Origin of the sequence: Ochrobactrum sp. RH2CCR150, from assembly GCA_014138095.1 — a bacterium.
GTDB classification, from domain to species: Bacteria; Pseudomonadota; Alphaproteobacteria; order Rhizobiales; family Rhizobiaceae; genus Brucella; species Brucella gambitense.
In genome coordinates, this window is the sequence record JACGXE010000002.1 from 391,898 (window position 1) to 407,641 (window position 15,744).

Below are 15,744 nucleotides of genomic sequence, written 5' to 3' on the forward strand. Positions count from 1 at the left end.
GCCTTACTTCTGATCCACAGGAACCACGACGCCTTCCAGTGTCATGACTTCGCCATCAAGGGAGACAGAGCAATTGCGCAGCGGAATGTCGAGATGGCATGGCGTATCGCGATCGCCGCCAGCTTCGGTATTCGGACCCGACGACCACAGGAAATTGCCCGCGAAGGAACGCGCATCCATGCCAAGCTGTGCCTCGGGGTTGTAAAGGCCGAGCACCGTCCAGTTGGCGCGGTTTTCCAGACCCCAGCCGACATGGGCCATGGCATAGGCGCGGGGATCATTGAAGCTGTCCATGAACTTGCGCATGAACTCGGCGTCGTAACCGCCCTTGATATCGACGATAAAGCCTTTTTCGATGGTGACCGTAATTGGCGCGCGCGCGTATTTCTTGAACGGCAGCAGGATGTCGCCTTCGTCGATGACTATGGTGCCTTCGGCGCTGCCTTCATCCGGCCAACGAGCCGAAAAGCAGCTTGGCCAGTGGTCCCAGCGGCCCGGCTCATCGGCAAGGCCATATTGCGTCAGAACCGGATATTGACCGAGGCGGCAGCGGAAATCCGTACCGGCTTTCGAGGTCACGTGCATTTCCTTGGCCGCGCCGATCTTCTTGGCGGCAGCGAGAACGCGCAGCTTGTCTTCCGGGCGCGGAATCTGGCGCATCATGATTGCCGGTGGTTCCACCGCCAGCAGCATGCGCGTGCCGGTCTTCAGCACTTCTTCCTGCTCTTTCGAAAACAGAAGCTGCAACGTGTCGATGACCATGTCGGACGCCATGAGGCAGGCCAGTGCTGCCGAATTGCCGTCGAGTGGCGTTTTGCCGATATAGCCAGACTTGTCTGGCGAGATCGCTTTTTCAGCGTTGACCGGAGCAAGGTTCAGTTCGGTGACGACTGCGCCAAGATCGGAAGCTGCAAGCTTGGCGATATAGGCGATCTGCTTGTTGCTGTCGTCACTCGTCAGAATGGTGACCTGTTCGCCAGCTTTCAGGTTGCACATTTCGAGCACCTGTCTCCAGCCCTTCAGGAACTGAGCGTCGCTGATTGACATGATATGATACCTCCATTGGGCGTCTGCCCGTTTGACATTGTGGCTGCACCAGAGAGCACGTCGGCTAGTGCCGATGAAGAAAGTGCTCTATCTATTTGTTATTATAACTTTTCTGGTGCAGCCTGTTCCCACTCTGTCGGGATGTGCGACAAAACAAAAGGCTAGAGCGGTTATCACGATTCAACCTCTGCTGAAACCGCTCTAGAGTGCGTTTTGGTTTGCCAGTGTGAAAAAGTTGCGGTTGTAGTGCAGCAGCGGCGACGTTTCGGGTCCGAAGCGGATTGCCTTTACATTACCGATGAAAATCGAATGACTGTCCGTCTCGGAAACCGTCGCGATCTCACAATCGAGATTGGCCATGGCGTCATCGAGAGCCGGAGCACCCGTCGCAAGGCTTGTCCAGCGATAAGGCGCAAACTTGTCTTCGCCCATATGGCCGATCTGGCCTGCGAAGCGCATGGCGACCTCACGCTGGCGGTCGGCGAGAATATTGACGCAGAAGCTTCCTGCTGAAGTGATGGCCTTGTGCGCCTCGCCGAAGCGATTGACACAGACAAGCATGGAAGGCGGTGTCAGCGACATGGAGCAGACGGCAGTTGCTGTCAGGCCGCGCCGCTGATCGCCTTCACCGGCGGTGATGATGTTCACCGTCGCCGCAAGCTGACGCATGGCGGAGCGAAAATCATCGGTCAGCTGATCGGTGGCTGGCTGGATCATAGGGTGCCTCCTTTTGCAGCAAGCACGGTTTCAAGAAAGAGTGCCGCCGAGGCAAGCCGATGGTCCGCGCCGCGCGCGCCGACAAGCTGGACACCGACGGGTAATCCCTTCGGGCCCTTGCCTGCCGGGAGGCAGATGAGCGGCACTTGCAGGACACTCCACAACCGGTTGAAAATTGGGTCGCCAGTTGGCGTTCCTTCCGGCGCTTCGCCGGGGGCGGCGAGCGTCAGCACTGCATCGAAGCGGGACAGGATCGAGTCCATCATCAGGCGGATGCCCGGAATCTCGCCCATGGCGGCACGATAGCGGGCTTCATCGACGCGACCCTGATCTTCCATCATGGCGCGGGTAACGGGTGTCAGCCGATCCCAATGGCGGCTGGTCTCGGAGACGAGCGATTGGGTGACTTCCCAGCCCATGACGGCTTCATGCAAATCGAAAATTCCGTCGAACCATGACGGAGCGGCCAGCACGGTTACGTCTGCACCGGATGTTTCCGCAAGCGCTGCGAGCCGGTTGACGATTTCGACTGCATAGGCTTCCGCCTTTTCGAGACGCGTGCCGAGCAGGACGCCGATGCGAGGGCGCGCTGGCGGTGTAAGGGCGGCGAGTTCGGATTTGCCGGTCAGCACTGCTGCGCAATGGGCTGCGTCGCCAATGTTGCGGCTGAGAATGCCGAGCGTATCCAGCCCATGGCAGAGCACCTTAATCCCGACCGTATTGATCGCGCCGAAGGTTGGCTTGAAGGCGGTCACGCCGCAAAAGCTTGCCGGGCGAATAACCGAACCGGAAGTCTGCGTGCCATAGGCGAGAGGCACCATGCCAGCGGCAACGGCAGCGCAGGAGCCGGATGATGATCCGCCCGGCGTATGGGCCGGATTGTGCGGGTTACGGGTTTTGTTCGGGCTTGCCATGGCAAGTTCCGTGCTCACCGTCTTGCCGAGGATCAAACCGCCTGCATTACGGGTGATCTGCACGGCTGGCGCATCCCATGGCGGCTGAAAGCCCTCATAGATGCTTGTGCCATAGCCCGTGGGCATGTCGGCGGTGTCGATGACATCCTTGACGCCAATCGGGACGCCAGCCAGGGGCCCCTTGGCTCCAGATGCATCCATCGCATCGGCGGCGGCGCGCACTTGGGCAGCATCAAGGTGCTGCCACGCCATGACCGGGCCGTCTCTGTCGGCAATGCGTTCAAGATAGGCTTCCGTGACAGCACGGGTGCTGAGAGCACCGGAGGCTACGGCAGCGGCGATGTCGCGAGCATCAAGGGCAAGGATTTCAGAGTTGTTCATCAAACATTTCCTCAGCCGAATATGGATGGGCGCCGGTCGATCCACGGAGCGGCGCGTTCAAGCTCCGCAGCCAGCGCGAAAAGCAGTGCGTCGTTTCCAAAACCTGCACCGAGATGCGAGCCGATGGGCAGACCATAGGAACTCATACCGAGCGGGACTGACATTGCCGGGCAGCCGGATGTGTTGAAAACGGCGGTGAAAGGCGAATGCGACCAGAACAGATCGTAGAATTCGTCGATGTTCTTGCCCTGACCAGCGAGTTTGCCCAAGAGCGGCGCGGGTTCCGCAGCAGCAGGCGTCAGCATGACGTCATATGTGCTGAAGAAGCGCCCGAGCGCGCGTGCCGAAGCGTGAAGCTGGTTGACGGCCCATAAATAGCGGGTGCCGGGTATTGCCAAGGCTTCGCGGACCCATTGCTGGTTGACGGGTTCAAGCTTGGCGATGTTGGCGGAGGCTGCATCGCCGCCGCTGACACCCAAAGCCGCGTTGACGCCGACGATGACACGCCATGCTGCCTTCAGCGCTTCCGCGTCATAGCCTGCATCGGCAACTTCTTCGACGCTGTGTCCGAGGTCTTCCAGCAAACGCGCTGTGACGCGCACGCTTTCGACCATGTCGGGGTCAATAGGGCTACCGTCCGGTGCAGCAACAATCATCGCGATCTTGAGACGCGGCGGTGTTTTGTCGACTGCCGCCAGATAGCTGCCCGGCGTGGCGGCGGGAGACGCCCATGGGTCACCAAGATCGCTGCCGCCTGTCACATCAAGCATGGCTGCATTGTCGCGCACTGACCAGGTGACGGCATGTGGTGTGGACATGCCGCCGATGGCTTCAGCGGCGACCGGCCCGACAGGATTGACCAGCCGCGACGGCTTGAACCCGAAAAGGCCACAATGGCTGGCAGGCAGGCGCGTGGAACCTGCGCCGTCCGAACTGTTGGCAAGCGGCACCATGCCGCTGGCGACAGCCGCAGTTGAGCCGCCGGATGAACCGCCCGCCGTGCGGTTGATATCCCACGGATTGCGTGTTGGGCCGAAGGCGTCGGATTCGGTTGTGAAGCTGAGCGCAAATTCTGGCGTGTTGGATTTGCCGACAATCACCATGCCCGCCGCTTTATAGCGTGCGGTGATGGTGGAATCGCGCTTGCTGACGACATTGCGCAGCAGTTCCGATCCACTCGACAGAAGCATGCCTTCCGCTTCGAAGCCGGTATTCTTCAACAGCATCGGAACGCCTGAAAGCGGGCTTTTGGTCAAGCCGTCAGTGACCTGCTTGCGTGCGAGATCGTAATGCGGGTGTACGACGGCATTGAGCTGCGGGTTGAGCCGCTCGATCCGTTCAATCGTGGTTTCGAGAACTTCGCTTGCGCTGATCTCCTTGCTGGAGATCAGCCCGGCAATCGCGATGCCGTCGAGTTTCGCCAGATCATTCATCGTCTCAACTCATCTGCGCTTTGAAAAGATCGAGGTCCCACATGTCTTTGGTGCCCGCCAGCAGACTGTCCTGGAACTCGAATATATGCAGACCGTCAAGCGCGATCTGGCGTGGTTCAACATTGTCGCCACGTGGCGTGAAGGTACCGGTCATGTGATAGGGAACCGCAACCTGATTGCCCGAGCGGATATAGCCGCGCCGTTCCCACGCAACATCGGGCAGCATGCGCCAGAAGCCGGTCAGCCCCTCGGCCAGCGCGGCGTGTCCCTGACGGCGTTTTGCCATGGCGACTTCCTCGTGCCAGCCATCGGCATGATAAAGCGAAGCCGCTCCTTCGGCATCGCGCGAAGTGTAAGCGCTATAAAAGCGGTCGATAAGCGTGGACTGGTCCATCGCAATCTCCAACATGTCGCGAAAGAAGAAACCCCGCCCGATTGGCATCAGGCGGGGTCGTCAGAGCTTTACTCGATCCCGGCGATTTTCTTCACCTGGGCGACATAGCCGTCGCGCTTGACTTCATTATAAAGTCGGGCGCGCAGGGCCGGAGCCGGTGTGGCGTTGACGTTTTCAAACAGAGCAACGCGGCCAGCCAGCGAACCGGAGGTCATGTCCCAGATGAAATTCATCAGCTGTTCCTTGACCATGGCCGATACGCCATGTCCGGGCAGCAGTTCATGCAGAAAGTGGCCGACTTCCGGATTGTCGAACGCCTTCTTGCCAAAACGCATCACCAGACCCTGACCACACAGTTCCTGCAGGATATGGATGATCTTCGGGTAGTTTTCGATCGAATACAGGCGACCGGCGGTCAGCATGCCGACATCGGGGCGCATGACATCGCCTTCGGTCGGGACAGCCAGTGCTTCGGCGGCGGTGACGAAGGCGCGGAGCGTCTGTGCATATTCGACCAGCTGGCCCAGCATCATCTGCACAGCCGGAATTTTGCCGGTTCCGAGATAATCGAGAACCATCTGGCCTGCGCCGACGAACAGTTCCGCCTTCACGGCGAGACGGGTCAGAACATGCCAATGCGCGAAGACGCAGACCGGGCCGTAATAGCTCATCGCTGTCGGATCGCCGAGGTTGAAGAGCCGTTCCTTCGGTACGAAGACATTGTCGAACACGATGAACTGGTCGGCTTCTTCGCCGAGACTCGATACCGGATGGTCGAACTTGCTCGACAATGGCTGCGAGACCATTTCACGCGAGATCATCTTGATGCCGGGCGTGTCGATTGGCACCGAACCCCAGATGCAGGCATCCGCAGGGGTTTCCTGAATGCCGCCGAGATTGGTGAAGAAAATATCATTGGCCTGCGCCGCAATCGAGCCGACAGTCTTGGCGCCATAGATATAGACGCCGTCCTTCGTGACCTTGCGCGCCTTCAGCAGCGATGCTTCCGAGGCCTTGGGCGACGAGCGGTCGGCCTGCGGTCCGGCGAGGCTTTCCGACGCGGTCAGGTTGTTGTTCTGACCGTATTCCATGTAGCGTTCGATGTTTTCGGCGAAGTCCGGATCGATGCCGTCGATAAGCGACTTCTTCTTCTTGAAGGTCGGCAGATAGGCATAGAGACCAACAACGATGGATGGCGCGAGATCTGGCGGACGTCCGAAGGTGCCTGCGGTCTTGAGCGAAGTATATTCGATCATGCGGCGACGGGCGGCCAGATCTTCCTTGGTGCGCGGAATCTGCCACGAACGACTGAGAATGGCCCCTGCCTTTTCGTCGTAATAGGTGGTGGCGTCGGCATGTTCTTCAGTGAACTGATCGTCGAACATCGAGGCCAGAAGGTCGATGCCCTTGGCCAACGCGGGCTCGTCATAAACGGAGTTCAGTTTCGAACCGCCGACCCAGATCTGGCGGTTGTCCTTGAGGGACTCCTTATATTCCGCGCCGGTCTTCAGCCGATGCGGCGTGCTGGCTGGTTTTGTAGCTGTTCCCTGTGTCATTGGGCCTCCTATTTGCAATTGGAATCGCCGGTGTTCCCCGGTTTTATGGAGCGTTTCCGGTTATATAAATCAGGCGCTTTCGGCCTTTTCTTCACGCATTTGCCGGATCACATCCGAAGCAACGCGCATGGCGTCGAGCGCGGCAGGTACACCGCAATAAATCGCGGCCTGAAGAATGACCTCGACGATCTCGTTTTCGGTGATGCCATTGTTCAAGGCGCCGCGAACGTGGATCTTGATTTCATGCGGACGGTTCAGCGCCGTCAGCATGGCGAGGTTGAGAAAACTGCGTGTCTTGCGCTCGAGACCGGGGCGGGTCCAGATTTCACCCCAGCACCATTCGGTGACGAGCTTTTGAAGCGGTGCGGTCAGATCGTCGGCATTGGCCAGCGACGGCGCGACATAAGCCTCGCCAAGCACTTCGCGTCGAACCTTCAACCCCTTTTGGAATTGTTCACCGTTGAATTCAGGACGAGTCATACATCTCTCCGTTAAGGTGGCTGTGCGCCAGCTTGTCCCCGTGGTTTTGTCTTTCTTATTGACCCAAGGTTAGACATGCCGGACTTGACCTGTCAATAGATTGTATGACAAGATTACGGTCATACTGTAGGCTAAGATGAAATTGTTCGGCGTATCGACGTCGAATGTGCTTGTGGGGCGGGAGGATCATGGCGAAGCCGATAACGGGACCTGACGGGGAAATAGCGCCCTTCGAGCTTTATGCCTTGCGTTACGCCACCCATGGCGGACGAACGATCAAAGACAATTTTCTGCATGTTTCTGATCCGCATGAGTCGGGTGCCGATCTCGACTATTTTGTCTGGCTTGCCCGGCGTGGTGACGAGGTTTTCGTTATCGATACCGGCTTTGGGCAGGATGCAGCCGATGCGCGCGGGCGGACCTTGCTGCGGAAGCCGGTGGATGCGCTGGCGCTTCTCGGCGTGGATGCAGGCAAGGTGTCTCAGGTCGTGCTGACACATCTCCACTACGATCATGCGGGAACGCTTGGCGATTTTCCGGCAGCGCATTTTCATTTGCAGGTTGATGAAGCGGGCCACGCGACCGGCCCCTGCATGTGCGACCCGAAAGCGCGCGCTCCGTTCGATGTTGAAAACATCGTCGCCTATATCCGCAGCCTTTATGCGGGCAGGATTGAGTTTCACCGGGGCGACCGGGAGCTTTCGCCCGGATTCTGGCTTCATGCTGTGCCGGGCCACAGTGCTGGTTTGCAGGCGGTTCGCGTCTATACCGCGCGTGGCTGGGTGGTTCTGGCTTCCGATGCGACGCATTTTTACGCCAATATGGAGCATCGCAATCCGTTTCCCGTGCTCTACGATGAAGCCTCTCTTATTCGCGGCTATGCCCGACTGACCGAACTGGCGCCAAGCCTCGATCACATTGTTCCGGGCCACGATCCGGCGGTTATGCAGGCCTATTCAGCACCTTCGGCTGAACTGGAGGGGATCATCGTTCGGCTCGACGTTGCGCCAAGTTTGACGTGGGAGGAACTGGCGCGATGACGCTTGCAACAAGACGTGGTGTTCTGATTACCGGTTCGGCCCTTGGCCTTGGACTGGAACTGGCCCGCAGCTTTGCAAAGGCCGGAGATCGTGTGTTTCTCACCGATATTCTGCCCGAAGTGAGCGATGCCGCGACGGCTCTGAGCCGCGAAACAGGCCAGCCGGTCGGCTCATCGGTGATCGATCTGTCTGAAACCGGGGCAGCCGATCATCTTGCAGCCCTTGCAACCGAACAGTTGGGCGGGATCGATATTCTGGTCAACAATGCCGTTATTCGCAAAATGTCGCCGGTGCAGACGCTGGCCGATTCCGATTGGGACAAGGCGCTGGAGGTCAATCTGTCCGCTCCCTTCCGGTTGATTCGCGCCTGTCTGCCCGGCATGCAGGCCCGGGGTTGGGGGCGGATCGTCAATATGGCGTCGGTTTACAGCCTGATCGCGCTGGCCGGTCGTGCGGATTATGTCACCACCAAACACGCAATGATCGGCCTGACGCGGACGGTCGCGCTGGAGCTGGCCTCAACCGCGATCACCTGCAACGCGATCTGCCCCGGGCTGATGGCAACCGATTCCGCCCTTGGCCGCATTGAAGTGCTGGCCGCGGAAAAAGGCATCAGCACTGAAGAGGCGACGCGTCTTTTCCTTTCCACCCGTCAGCCGGGTGGCAAATTTATTCCGATGGAGACGGTGACGGCCTTGGCGCTGTTCCTTTGCGGCGCTGCCAGCGAAGGAATCAACGGTGCGGCGATACCGGTGGATAATGGCTGGTCGTTTGCCTGATGGCGCGACCGCGATAACAGGAGAGTGGAATGAGTGAAGTCGGTTTTGTCGGCCTTGGCAATATGGGACGCCCTATGGCGGAGCGCATCATCGGTGCAGGCTACAAACTTGCCGTGAATGACCGTGCCGAAGCGGCGGTGGCCGCATTGGTTGCCGCAGGGGCGGAAGAGGCTGGCACCATCGGCGAATTGACCGCGCGCGCAGAGACGATCTTCCTGTCCTTGCCGACGCCCGAGGTGGTGATCGCTGTCGGGCGCAGTATTGCGGCCAATCCCGGCGTGGTGAAGCGCGTCGTTGATCTGTCGACCACCGGGCCGAAGGCCGAGATGGATCTGGCTGAAATATTGTCGGCTGCGGGCATTGCCCTGATTGATAGTCCGGTTTCGGGCGGTGTCGCAGGTGCCAAGAAGGGCACGCTTGCGCTCATGGCTGCGGGACCTTCGGCGCATTTTTCGGTCGTGGAACCGATGCTGCTCGCGCTTGGCAAGGTGATCCGTGTCGCCGAAGAGCCGGGCAAGGCGCAGGTGATGAAGCTCATCAACAATATCTGCTCGGCTGCTGCATTAGCGATCACGTCAGAAGCCATGGTAATGGGTGCCAAGGCCGGTCTCGATGCCGATGTCATGATCGAAGTCCTTAATGCCGGTTCCGGGCGCACCTCCGCGAGCGCCGATAAAATCCCGCGCTTCGTTCTGCCGCGTGGTTTCGATTTCGGTTTTGCAATCGGCTTGTCGCTCAAGGATATCCGTTTGTGCCTCGAAGAAGCTGAACGGCTCGGTGTGCCGATGATGGTGGGCAATGCGGTGCGCATGCTTTTCTCGATCACCAAGGCCGATCTCGGTGCAGATGCCGACATGACCGCAATCATTCGCCCGCTCGAGAAATGGGCGGGTGCCGAGGTGCGCGGCAAAGCTGCTGGCGCGTGACATGAAGGGTTTAAGCCTCACTCTGGCGGAGTTTGTCCATGCTCCGCCAGCTTTGCCTGAAGCAGTACGCGCTGCGGGACGGCGCTCATTGCTCAATATGGTCGGCACGGCCATAGGCGGCTCGAACGAAGCAGCGACACAAAAACTGGTGGCCATGCTGCCAGCCTTTTCTGGACCGGCGAAAGCAAGCATCATTGGCCGTTCCGAGCGGGCCGACATGCTTTGGGCGGCCTATATCAATGCCGCTTCCGCCAACATCTTCGATTTTGACGACACGCATGTGCCGACGGTTATTCATCCATCGGCACCGGTCGCGCCAGCCATTCTGGCATTGGCCGAAGCCATGGCCGGGGAAGGGCGTCCAGTATCAGGTGCCGATCTGATCGAGGCTTTCGTGCTTGGTGCGGAAGTGACGTGCCGGTTGGGCAATGCGCTTCATCCGGTTCATTATGCACGCGGCTGGCACATTACCTCGACTTGCGGGACATTTGGTGCCGCACTGGCTGCGGGTCGGCTGTTGCGGCTTTCCCCGTCGCAACTCGTCGATGCTCTGGGCCATGCACTGGCACAGGCATCCGGCTCGGTTGAAACCTTGGGCACCATGTCCAAAAGCCTTTCCGTAGGGCAGGCGGCGCGATCCGGCCTCATGTCCGCTCTGCTGGCAGCCGATGGATATACCGGCCCGGCAGAACCTCTGGAGGGAGCGCGCGGCTTTCTGGCTTTGCATTCCGATACGTCTGATTATGACGCGTTGACCGGCGGACTTGGCAGCGATTGGGAAATTTTGAAGAACACCTTCAAGCCCTATCCATGCGGTGTAGTGCTCAATCCGGTGATTGAAGCTTGCCTTGAACTGCACGGTGAGGGCGGTCTGCGGGCTGATGCCATTACATCTGTAACACTGACCGGCCACCCGTTGCTGCGTCAGCGCACGGACAGGCCGGGCGTTACAACCGGGAGGCTGGCGCAGGTCAGCGCCCAACACGCTGTCGCGGTCAGCTTGTTATGGGGCAAGGCCGATCTGGCGGCTTTCTCCGATGCCGCTGTGGCCGATCCTGAACTGAAGGTGTTGGTTGAAAAACTGTCCTTTGCCGACGATCCGTCATTCTCTTTCGAGGCGGTGGAGGTTTGCGTTCTGCTTGAGGATGGGCGCAAACTGGTGCGCAGGATAGATGGCGCCAAGGGTGGGTTGGCTCATCCGATGAGCAATGCCGAACTGGCGCAGAAATTCAAGGCGCAGATCGACTGGCGCGGGATCGCAATCGACGGCGAGGCATTGATCGCTTCTCTTGAAAGGATAGAGAATGCAGCCGACGCAACATCATTTCTCAGCCTGGCGCGAGCCAGATAGCGCACCGAAATAAAAGCATAAGCAAGGGAGAACGAAATGAATGCAGGAAAAATTGCCGACCCGATTTTTACGCTGACCACCGGTCCCGTCGATGCCTATCCGGCTGTGTTGCGTGCCTTGTCGCGACCGGTTCTCTATGATTACGACCCGGCATTTCTTGCGTTCTACGAGGCTGTAAATGCCAAGGTGCAGCGTGTGTTTCACACCAAAACACCGCCGGTTATCCTGCATGGAGAGCCTGTTCTTGGGCTGGAAGCGGCAGCCGCTTCGCTGATCACCAGAAATGATGTGGTTCTCAATCTCGTTTCGGGCGTCTACGGAAAAGGCTTCGGCTACTGGGCTGCACGCTATGCCAAGGAAGTGGTCGAGCTGGAAGTGCCCTATAATGAGGTGCTGACGGCTGAAGCCGTGGCTGACTTCCTCAAAAAGCGTCCCGATGTTGCGATCGTGTCGATCTGCCACCACGATACGCCATCCGGCACGGTCAATCCGGTCGCGGAAATCGGAACGGTCGTTCAGGCTGCGGGAAAATTGTTCATCGTCGATTCCGTATCGGCCTTCGGCGGTATGGATGTGCTGCCCGAAACGGCGCATGCGGATATGTTCGTGACCGGTCCGAACAAGTGTCTCGGTTGCCCTCCCGGGCTGACGCTTCTGCATGTCAGCGATGCCGCCTGGGAGAAAATCGCTGCCAATCCCAATGCGCCGACAGCTTCCATCCTGTCGATCATTGATTGGAAGCGCGCTCATGAAGCACATAAGCCATTCCCCTTCACGCCATCTGTTTCCGAAATCAATGCGCTGGATGCGGCGCTCGACCTCTATCTGGAAGAGGGTGAACAGGTCGTCTGGGCGCGCCATGCCTGGACTGCCAAAGCCTGCCGCGCAGGCATTCAGGCCGCCGGTCTGAAACTCTGGGCTGCACGGGAAGAAATCGCATCGCCGACCTGTACGGCTGTGGCGATCCCAGAAGGGGTGGATGAGGCCAAATTGCGTGCGGCGATCCGCGACCGCTATGGTGTCGTCTTTTCGTCAGGGCGTGGTGAAACGCTCGGCAAGCTGACACGTATCGGACATATGGGTCCGACGGCACGTCCGACCTATTCGCTCGTCTCGGTTGCTGCCATTGCAGGCGGTCTCAAGGCGGCAGGCGTGCCGAATATCGACGTCGGCGCAGGCGTTGCGGCGGCTATGGCGGTGATTGAAGAGGCGCCCGCATAAGGTTCTGCACCTAAAACGGGCAGAGAGAACAATGGGATGCTTTCAAAAAGTGCAGTTATCGTATAGTAATACGGTAATATGCCCGCTTTTCGCTTATGGGGCGCAAACTTATGGCGATATTGATGAACGGAAAAAACCCACCTATTGATTTCAAAGTGATAAAGGCTGCAGCACCGGTCCGTCATAGCGTTACGGAAAGTATCCGTAACTCTATCGCGATCGGGTATTTCACAGCCGGACAGCGCATCACTGAACGTGATTTGTGCGAAATGACTGGCGTGAGCCGCACGGCTGTACGCGAAGCGCTACGTCAACTGGAGAGTGAAGGTCTCGTGGAAGTGGTGCCGCATCGCGGCCCCATCGTCGCGCGGCTGAAGCCCGAACAGGCTGAGGGCATCTATCAGGTTCGTATCGAACTGGAAGGTCTTGCCTGCGAGTTGTTCGCCCAAAATGCGACTGATGACGACATTGCAGCGCTGAAGGCTGCATTCGAAGTGCTGAAGAACAGCGACAAGATCACCGATCCTCTGGAGCGGCTGACGGCCAAGAACGCTTTCTACGACTGCCTGATCTACGGTGCGCATAATGAGGCGCTGGGGCATACGCTTTCGTCGCTGAACGCCCGCGTCATGGTTCTCCGCGCAACGTCGCTCGGCGCACCGGGCAGAACGCGCGAAAGCCTCACCGAGCTGGAAGAGGTCGTCGGTCATCTGGCAGCCAGACGCGGCAAGGAAGCCCGCAAGGCGGCGGCTTATCACGTCATGAACGCAGGCAAAGTCGCAATCGCTATTCTGCGCGAGCGGCTGGCCGAAGAGGCCAGCGCTTCTTGAACCGGACGTTCGACGCCGGGATCATATTCCCGGCGTCGCACCACCGTCGACATTGATGACCGTGCCATGCACATAGGCAGCCGCCGGGCTGCACAGAAAGCGCACGACGTCAGCAACTTCTTCCGCTTCTCCATAGCGCTGGATGGCTTGGGCTTCACGCAGCGCGTCGCGCGCCGCGTCCAGAGAAATATTCCGTTCCTTTGCCAGCACTTCGATACGGCGCATTAGCCGGTCGGTCACGATATGGCCGGGGCAGAGGGTATTGATCCGCATTCCGGTGCCTTGGGCGCGCTTTGAAATCGCCTTTGTAAAGTTGATCAAGGCGGAGTTGACCGAGCCGCCAATGGTGAAGTCTGGCTCGGGCGTATGTGCACCGACACCCGATATATTCACGATGCTGCCTTTGCTATCGACAAGAGCAGGCCACGCGGCCCGACAAAACCGCACGGTGGCGTGAAACTTGAGCGCAAAGCCTTCCAGAAAATCATCGTCGCTGAGCGAAAGGAAATCGCCGCGCTTGGTCGCGCCTGCATTGTTGATCAGCGCATCAATCCGTCCGGTGACGGCGAGCGTATCGGCTACAACTTTTTCAGCTGCACCGAGCTGTGAAAGATCGGCGGCAATGACAACGACCTTCGGCGCTCCAGCGGCGCGTGCAGCCTCTGCAGTCTCTTCCAGAGCTGCCGCATCACGGGCGCAAAGACCAAGTGCGAACCCGTCTTTTGCCAGTCCGATAGCGAAGGCTTTCCCCAGTCCGCGGCTCGCTCCGGTAACAATTGCTGTGCGCATTTTCTCTCTCTTATGAATGCTGATCTGCGGTCGATTTTAAAATTTTCCTTTATATCCAGATGGATGCAAGGATTTTCTGCAAATTCACCGCCAGTCGATTTTCAATATTGTATTACGGTATGATCATGCTATCGTATTCTCGCACTGTCAATCGGGGTGAGGTTCATGCGCAGCTGAGATCTTTCGGGGATCTGCGTTTCGGACACGCTTCGTTCCAAATGGAGGGGTCAGATGCGAGGCTGTAACAGATTGGCAATTCGCCCAATCCAGGGCTTGGTCGAGCGCCGCTATGGGGCGGCGCATCGGGTTGCCTTGACGCCTGCCTCGCAGCGCAGACGTACCGGTTCCGGCGTCGCGCCTGCACGGCGCTCCATCGGAATTTCAGCGCGTGTTGCCCAGTCATCGCCCTTGTGCCCGCACCAGATGCGCTGCACGGCCATCTTGTCGCCGACTGAATTCAACTGGAAGACATTGCCTGTCTTCACATCGACACCAAAGCTGAATGAACGGCTCGCACCGGGCGCAACTTCGCCAAGATCGGCGGAGAACCAGTGCGCAAAAGCAGCCGAACATGCCAGTGAAGTCTTTCCACTGTTTTCGACGGTGATGTCGAGCGATTGGCCGCTGATGGCGGCTTGCGCAGTGTTTAATCCAAGAAGTGCTGTAGCAAGAAAGGTAAGGTGAATTCGCATTTTCAAACTTTGCTCCCGTTTGTACTTAAGATTCAACCGGAGAGTAAAAAATAGTCAACAAAATTCTACAATAGGGAACGACAAAATGAAGAAAATGGGAATCAGTACAGTAAGTAAAGCTGTGCTTGCTCTTGCAGTGAGCAGCTGGATGGCCAGTACTGCATTGGCGGAAGATATCAAATCAATCGCAATTCTGGCTCCGGAAATGGGAACTGACATGGGCTGGAACCAGCAGGGCGTGGCAGCTGCCAAGGCCGCTGGCGAAGCTGCCGGTGTGAAGGTTGTGGTTGCGGAAAATCTCGGCTATGGCGACGTGCGCCCGACGCTGCGCGAGCTTGCCGAAGATGGCGCTGGTCTGCTGATCGCGCATGCTTCCGGCTATAACACCGCTGCGCCGGAAATCGGCGAGGAAATGAAGGTCCCTGTTGCCATTGTCGACAGTCCGGACAAGCTTTCGGCAGGCAAGGTGGCCGACTACACTGCCGCCGGTAGCGATGGTGCTTATCTCGCCGGTCGTCTCGCCGCCAAGGTCAGCCGCACCAAGGTCGTCGGTATCGTCGTTTCGGGTGAGCCGCCATCGTGGAACAACATGTCGGTTGCTTTTGCCCAGGGCGTGAAGGCTGAAAACCCGGCGGTTGAAGTTCGTTATGCCGTCATTGGACCAGCTGCCTATGCGGACGCCGCAGGCGGCAAGCGCGTGACGGAAACGGTTATCGCTTCCGGCGCGGACGTTATCTTCGGACAGGGCAACGGTTCCAGCTTCGGCATGTTGCAGGCCGTCGAGACTACGCCTGCCACGGATGGCGGCAAGGCCTATTTCATCGACGTCATCGGCGACAAGAGCCCAATCGACAAGGGCTTCCTTCTGTCTTCTGTTATCTGGGATCTGAAACCCGTTTATGCGGCGATGATTCAGGATCTGAAAGACGGCAAGTACGGCAGCCACAACTATAATATCAAACTGGATGACGGCAGCCTGCGTCTTCTGAAGACCAAGAACATCCCGGACAATGTGTGGAAGGAGATCGAAGATCTTCAGGCCAAGGTTGTGTCCGGCGAGATCAAGGTTGAGCCGAAGTTCGATGCCGACAGCGTGCATGCGTTGGTGAAAACGGTCGCTTCCAAGTAACCAGCTTGCTCAAGCATCGGCTCAGAAATCGGGTTCGATTTCTGAAAAGCAGGATGCATGGATAA

The 15,744-nt window shown here is 58.4% G+C and carries 16 protein-coding genes; 7 read left to right on the forward strand and 9 right to left on the reverse strand.

From position 1 onward, the window contains the following. Positions 1 to 3 precede the first annotated feature (3 nt). The 7 genes from FHW03_RS05465 to FHW03_RS05495 all read right to left on the reverse strand — a co-directional run bounded on the left by FHW03_RS05465 (position 4) and on the right by FHW03_RS05495 (position 6,922). Positions 4 to 1,047, reverse strand: a complete 1,044-nt coding sequence (locus tag FHW03_RS05465; RefSeq protein ID WP_182519700.1) for a 2,5-dihydroxypyridine 5,6-dioxygenase — start codon at positions 1,045 to 1,047, stop codon at positions 4 to 6. Positions 1,048 to 1,248: 201 nt separating this feature from the next. Beyond that, complete coding sequence (locus FHW03_RS05470) at positions 1,249 to 1,764, reverse strand: flavin reductase family protein (RefSeq protein ID WP_182519701.1); 516 nt, start codon at positions 1,762 to 1,764, stop codon at positions 1,249 to 1,251. Beyond that, complete coding sequence (locus FHW03_RS05475; RefSeq protein ID WP_182519702.1) at positions 1,761 to 3,059, reverse strand: amidase; 1,299 nt, start codon at positions 3,057 to 3,059, stop codon at positions 1,761 to 1,763. The genes FHW03_RS05470 and FHW03_RS05475 overlap by 4 nt, the downstream gene beginning before the upstream one ends. Positions 3,060 to 3,070: 11 nt before the next feature. Beyond that, positions 3,071 to 4,492, reverse strand: a complete 1,422-nt coding sequence (locus FHW03_RS05480; protein ID WP_182519703.1) for an amidase — start codon at positions 4,490 to 4,492, stop codon at positions 3,071 to 3,073. A gap of 4 nt (positions 4,493 to 4,496) precedes the next feature. Further along, positions 4,497 to 4,886, reverse strand: coding sequence for a nuclear transport factor 2 family protein (locus FHW03_RS05485; RefSeq protein WP_182519704.1), 390 nt, complete (start codon positions 4,884 to 4,886; stop codon positions 4,497 to 4,499). Positions 4,887 to 4,954: 68 nt separating this feature from the next. Then, entirely contained in the window at positions 4,955 to 6,442 is a 1,488-nt protein-coding gene (locus tag FHW03_RS05490) for a 4-hydroxyphenylacetate 3-hydroxylase N-terminal domain-containing protein (protein WP_182519705.1), read from the reverse strand. Positions 6,443 to 6,511: 69 nt separating this feature from the next. Continuing rightward, positions 6,512 to 6,922 carry a carboxymuconolactone decarboxylase family protein gene (locus tag FHW03_RS05495; RefSeq protein ID WP_182519706.1) on the reverse strand — a complete coding sequence of 137 codons (411 nt, stop codon included), beginning with the start codon at positions 6,920 to 6,922 and terminating at the stop codon, positions 6,512 to 6,514. Positions 6,923 to 7,110: 188 nt separating this feature from the next. Between FHW03_RS05495 and FHW03_RS05500 the strand changes: the two genes are divergently transcribed. The 6 genes from FHW03_RS05500 (at position 7,111) to FHW03_RS05525 (ending at position 13,069) form a co-directional block, all read left to right on the forward strand. Continuing rightward, positions 7,111 to 7,962, forward strand: coding sequence for an N-acyl homoserine lactonase family protein (locus FHW03_RS05500; protein ID WP_182519707.1), 852 nt, complete (start codon positions 7,111 to 7,113; stop codon positions 7,960 to 7,962). Continuing rightward, complete coding sequence (locus tag FHW03_RS05505) at positions 7,959 to 8,741, forward strand: SDR family oxidoreductase (protein ID WP_182519708.1); 783 nt, start codon at positions 7,959 to 7,961, stop codon at positions 8,739 to 8,741. Before FHW03_RS05500 ends, FHW03_RS05505 begins: the two co-directional genes overlap by 4 nt. A gap of 29 nt (positions 8,742 to 8,770) precedes the next feature. Beyond that, on the forward strand, positions 8,771 to 9,667 hold the full coding sequence (locus tag FHW03_RS05510) for an NAD(P)-dependent oxidoreductase (RefSeq protein ID WP_138783649.1): 897 nt from the start codon (positions 8,771 to 8,773) through the stop codon (positions 9,665 to 9,667). A 1-nt stretch (position 9,668) separates the two neighbouring features. After that, the gene (locus FHW03_RS05515) at positions 9,669 to 11,018 is read left to right on the forward strand and encodes an MmgE/PrpD family protein (protein ID WP_182519709.1); all 1,350 of its coding nucleotides are present in this window, start codon (positions 9,669 to 9,671) and stop codon (positions 11,016 to 11,018) included. Between the two features lie 36 nt (positions 11,019 to 11,054). After that, positions 11,055 to 12,239 carry a pyridoxamine--pyruvate transaminase gene (gene ppaT / locus FHW03_RS05520; RefSeq protein WP_182519710.1) on the forward strand — a complete coding sequence of 395 codons (1,185 nt, stop codon included), beginning with the start codon at positions 11,055 to 11,057 and terminating at the stop codon, positions 12,237 to 12,239. A gap of 122 nt (positions 12,240 to 12,361) precedes the next feature. Continuing rightward, a complete protein-coding gene (locus FHW03_RS05525) occupies positions 12,362 to 13,069 on the forward strand; it encodes a GntR family transcriptional regulator (protein WP_210238404.1) in 708 nt (235 codons plus the stop codon). A 21-nt stretch (positions 13,070 to 13,090) separates the two neighbouring features. Here the strand turns inward: FHW03_RS05525 and FHW03_RS05530 are convergent, their stop codons facing one another. Both FHW03_RS05530 and FHW03_RS05535 read right to left on the reverse strand, forming a co-directional pair. Then, positions 13,091 to 13,858 carry an SDR family oxidoreductase gene (locus FHW03_RS05530; RefSeq protein WP_182519711.1) on the reverse strand — a complete coding sequence of 256 codons (768 nt, stop codon included), beginning with the start codon at positions 13,856 to 13,858 and terminating at the stop codon, positions 13,091 to 13,093. 287 nt (positions 13,859 to 14,145) lie between these two features. Further along, a complete protein-coding gene (locus FHW03_RS05535) occupies positions 14,146 to 14,550 on the reverse strand; it encodes a hypothetical protein (protein ID WP_182519712.1) in 405 nt (134 codons plus the stop codon). An 85-nt stretch (positions 14,551 to 14,635) separates the two neighbouring features. Between FHW03_RS05535 and FHW03_RS05540 the strand changes: the two genes are divergently transcribed. Further along, the gene (locus FHW03_RS05540; RefSeq protein WP_377514199.1) at positions 14,636 to 15,679 is read left to right on the forward strand and encodes a BMP family protein; all 1,044 of its coding nucleotides are present in this window, start codon (positions 14,636 to 14,638) and stop codon (positions 15,677 to 15,679) included. Positions 15,680 to 15,744 lie beyond the last annotated feature (65 nt).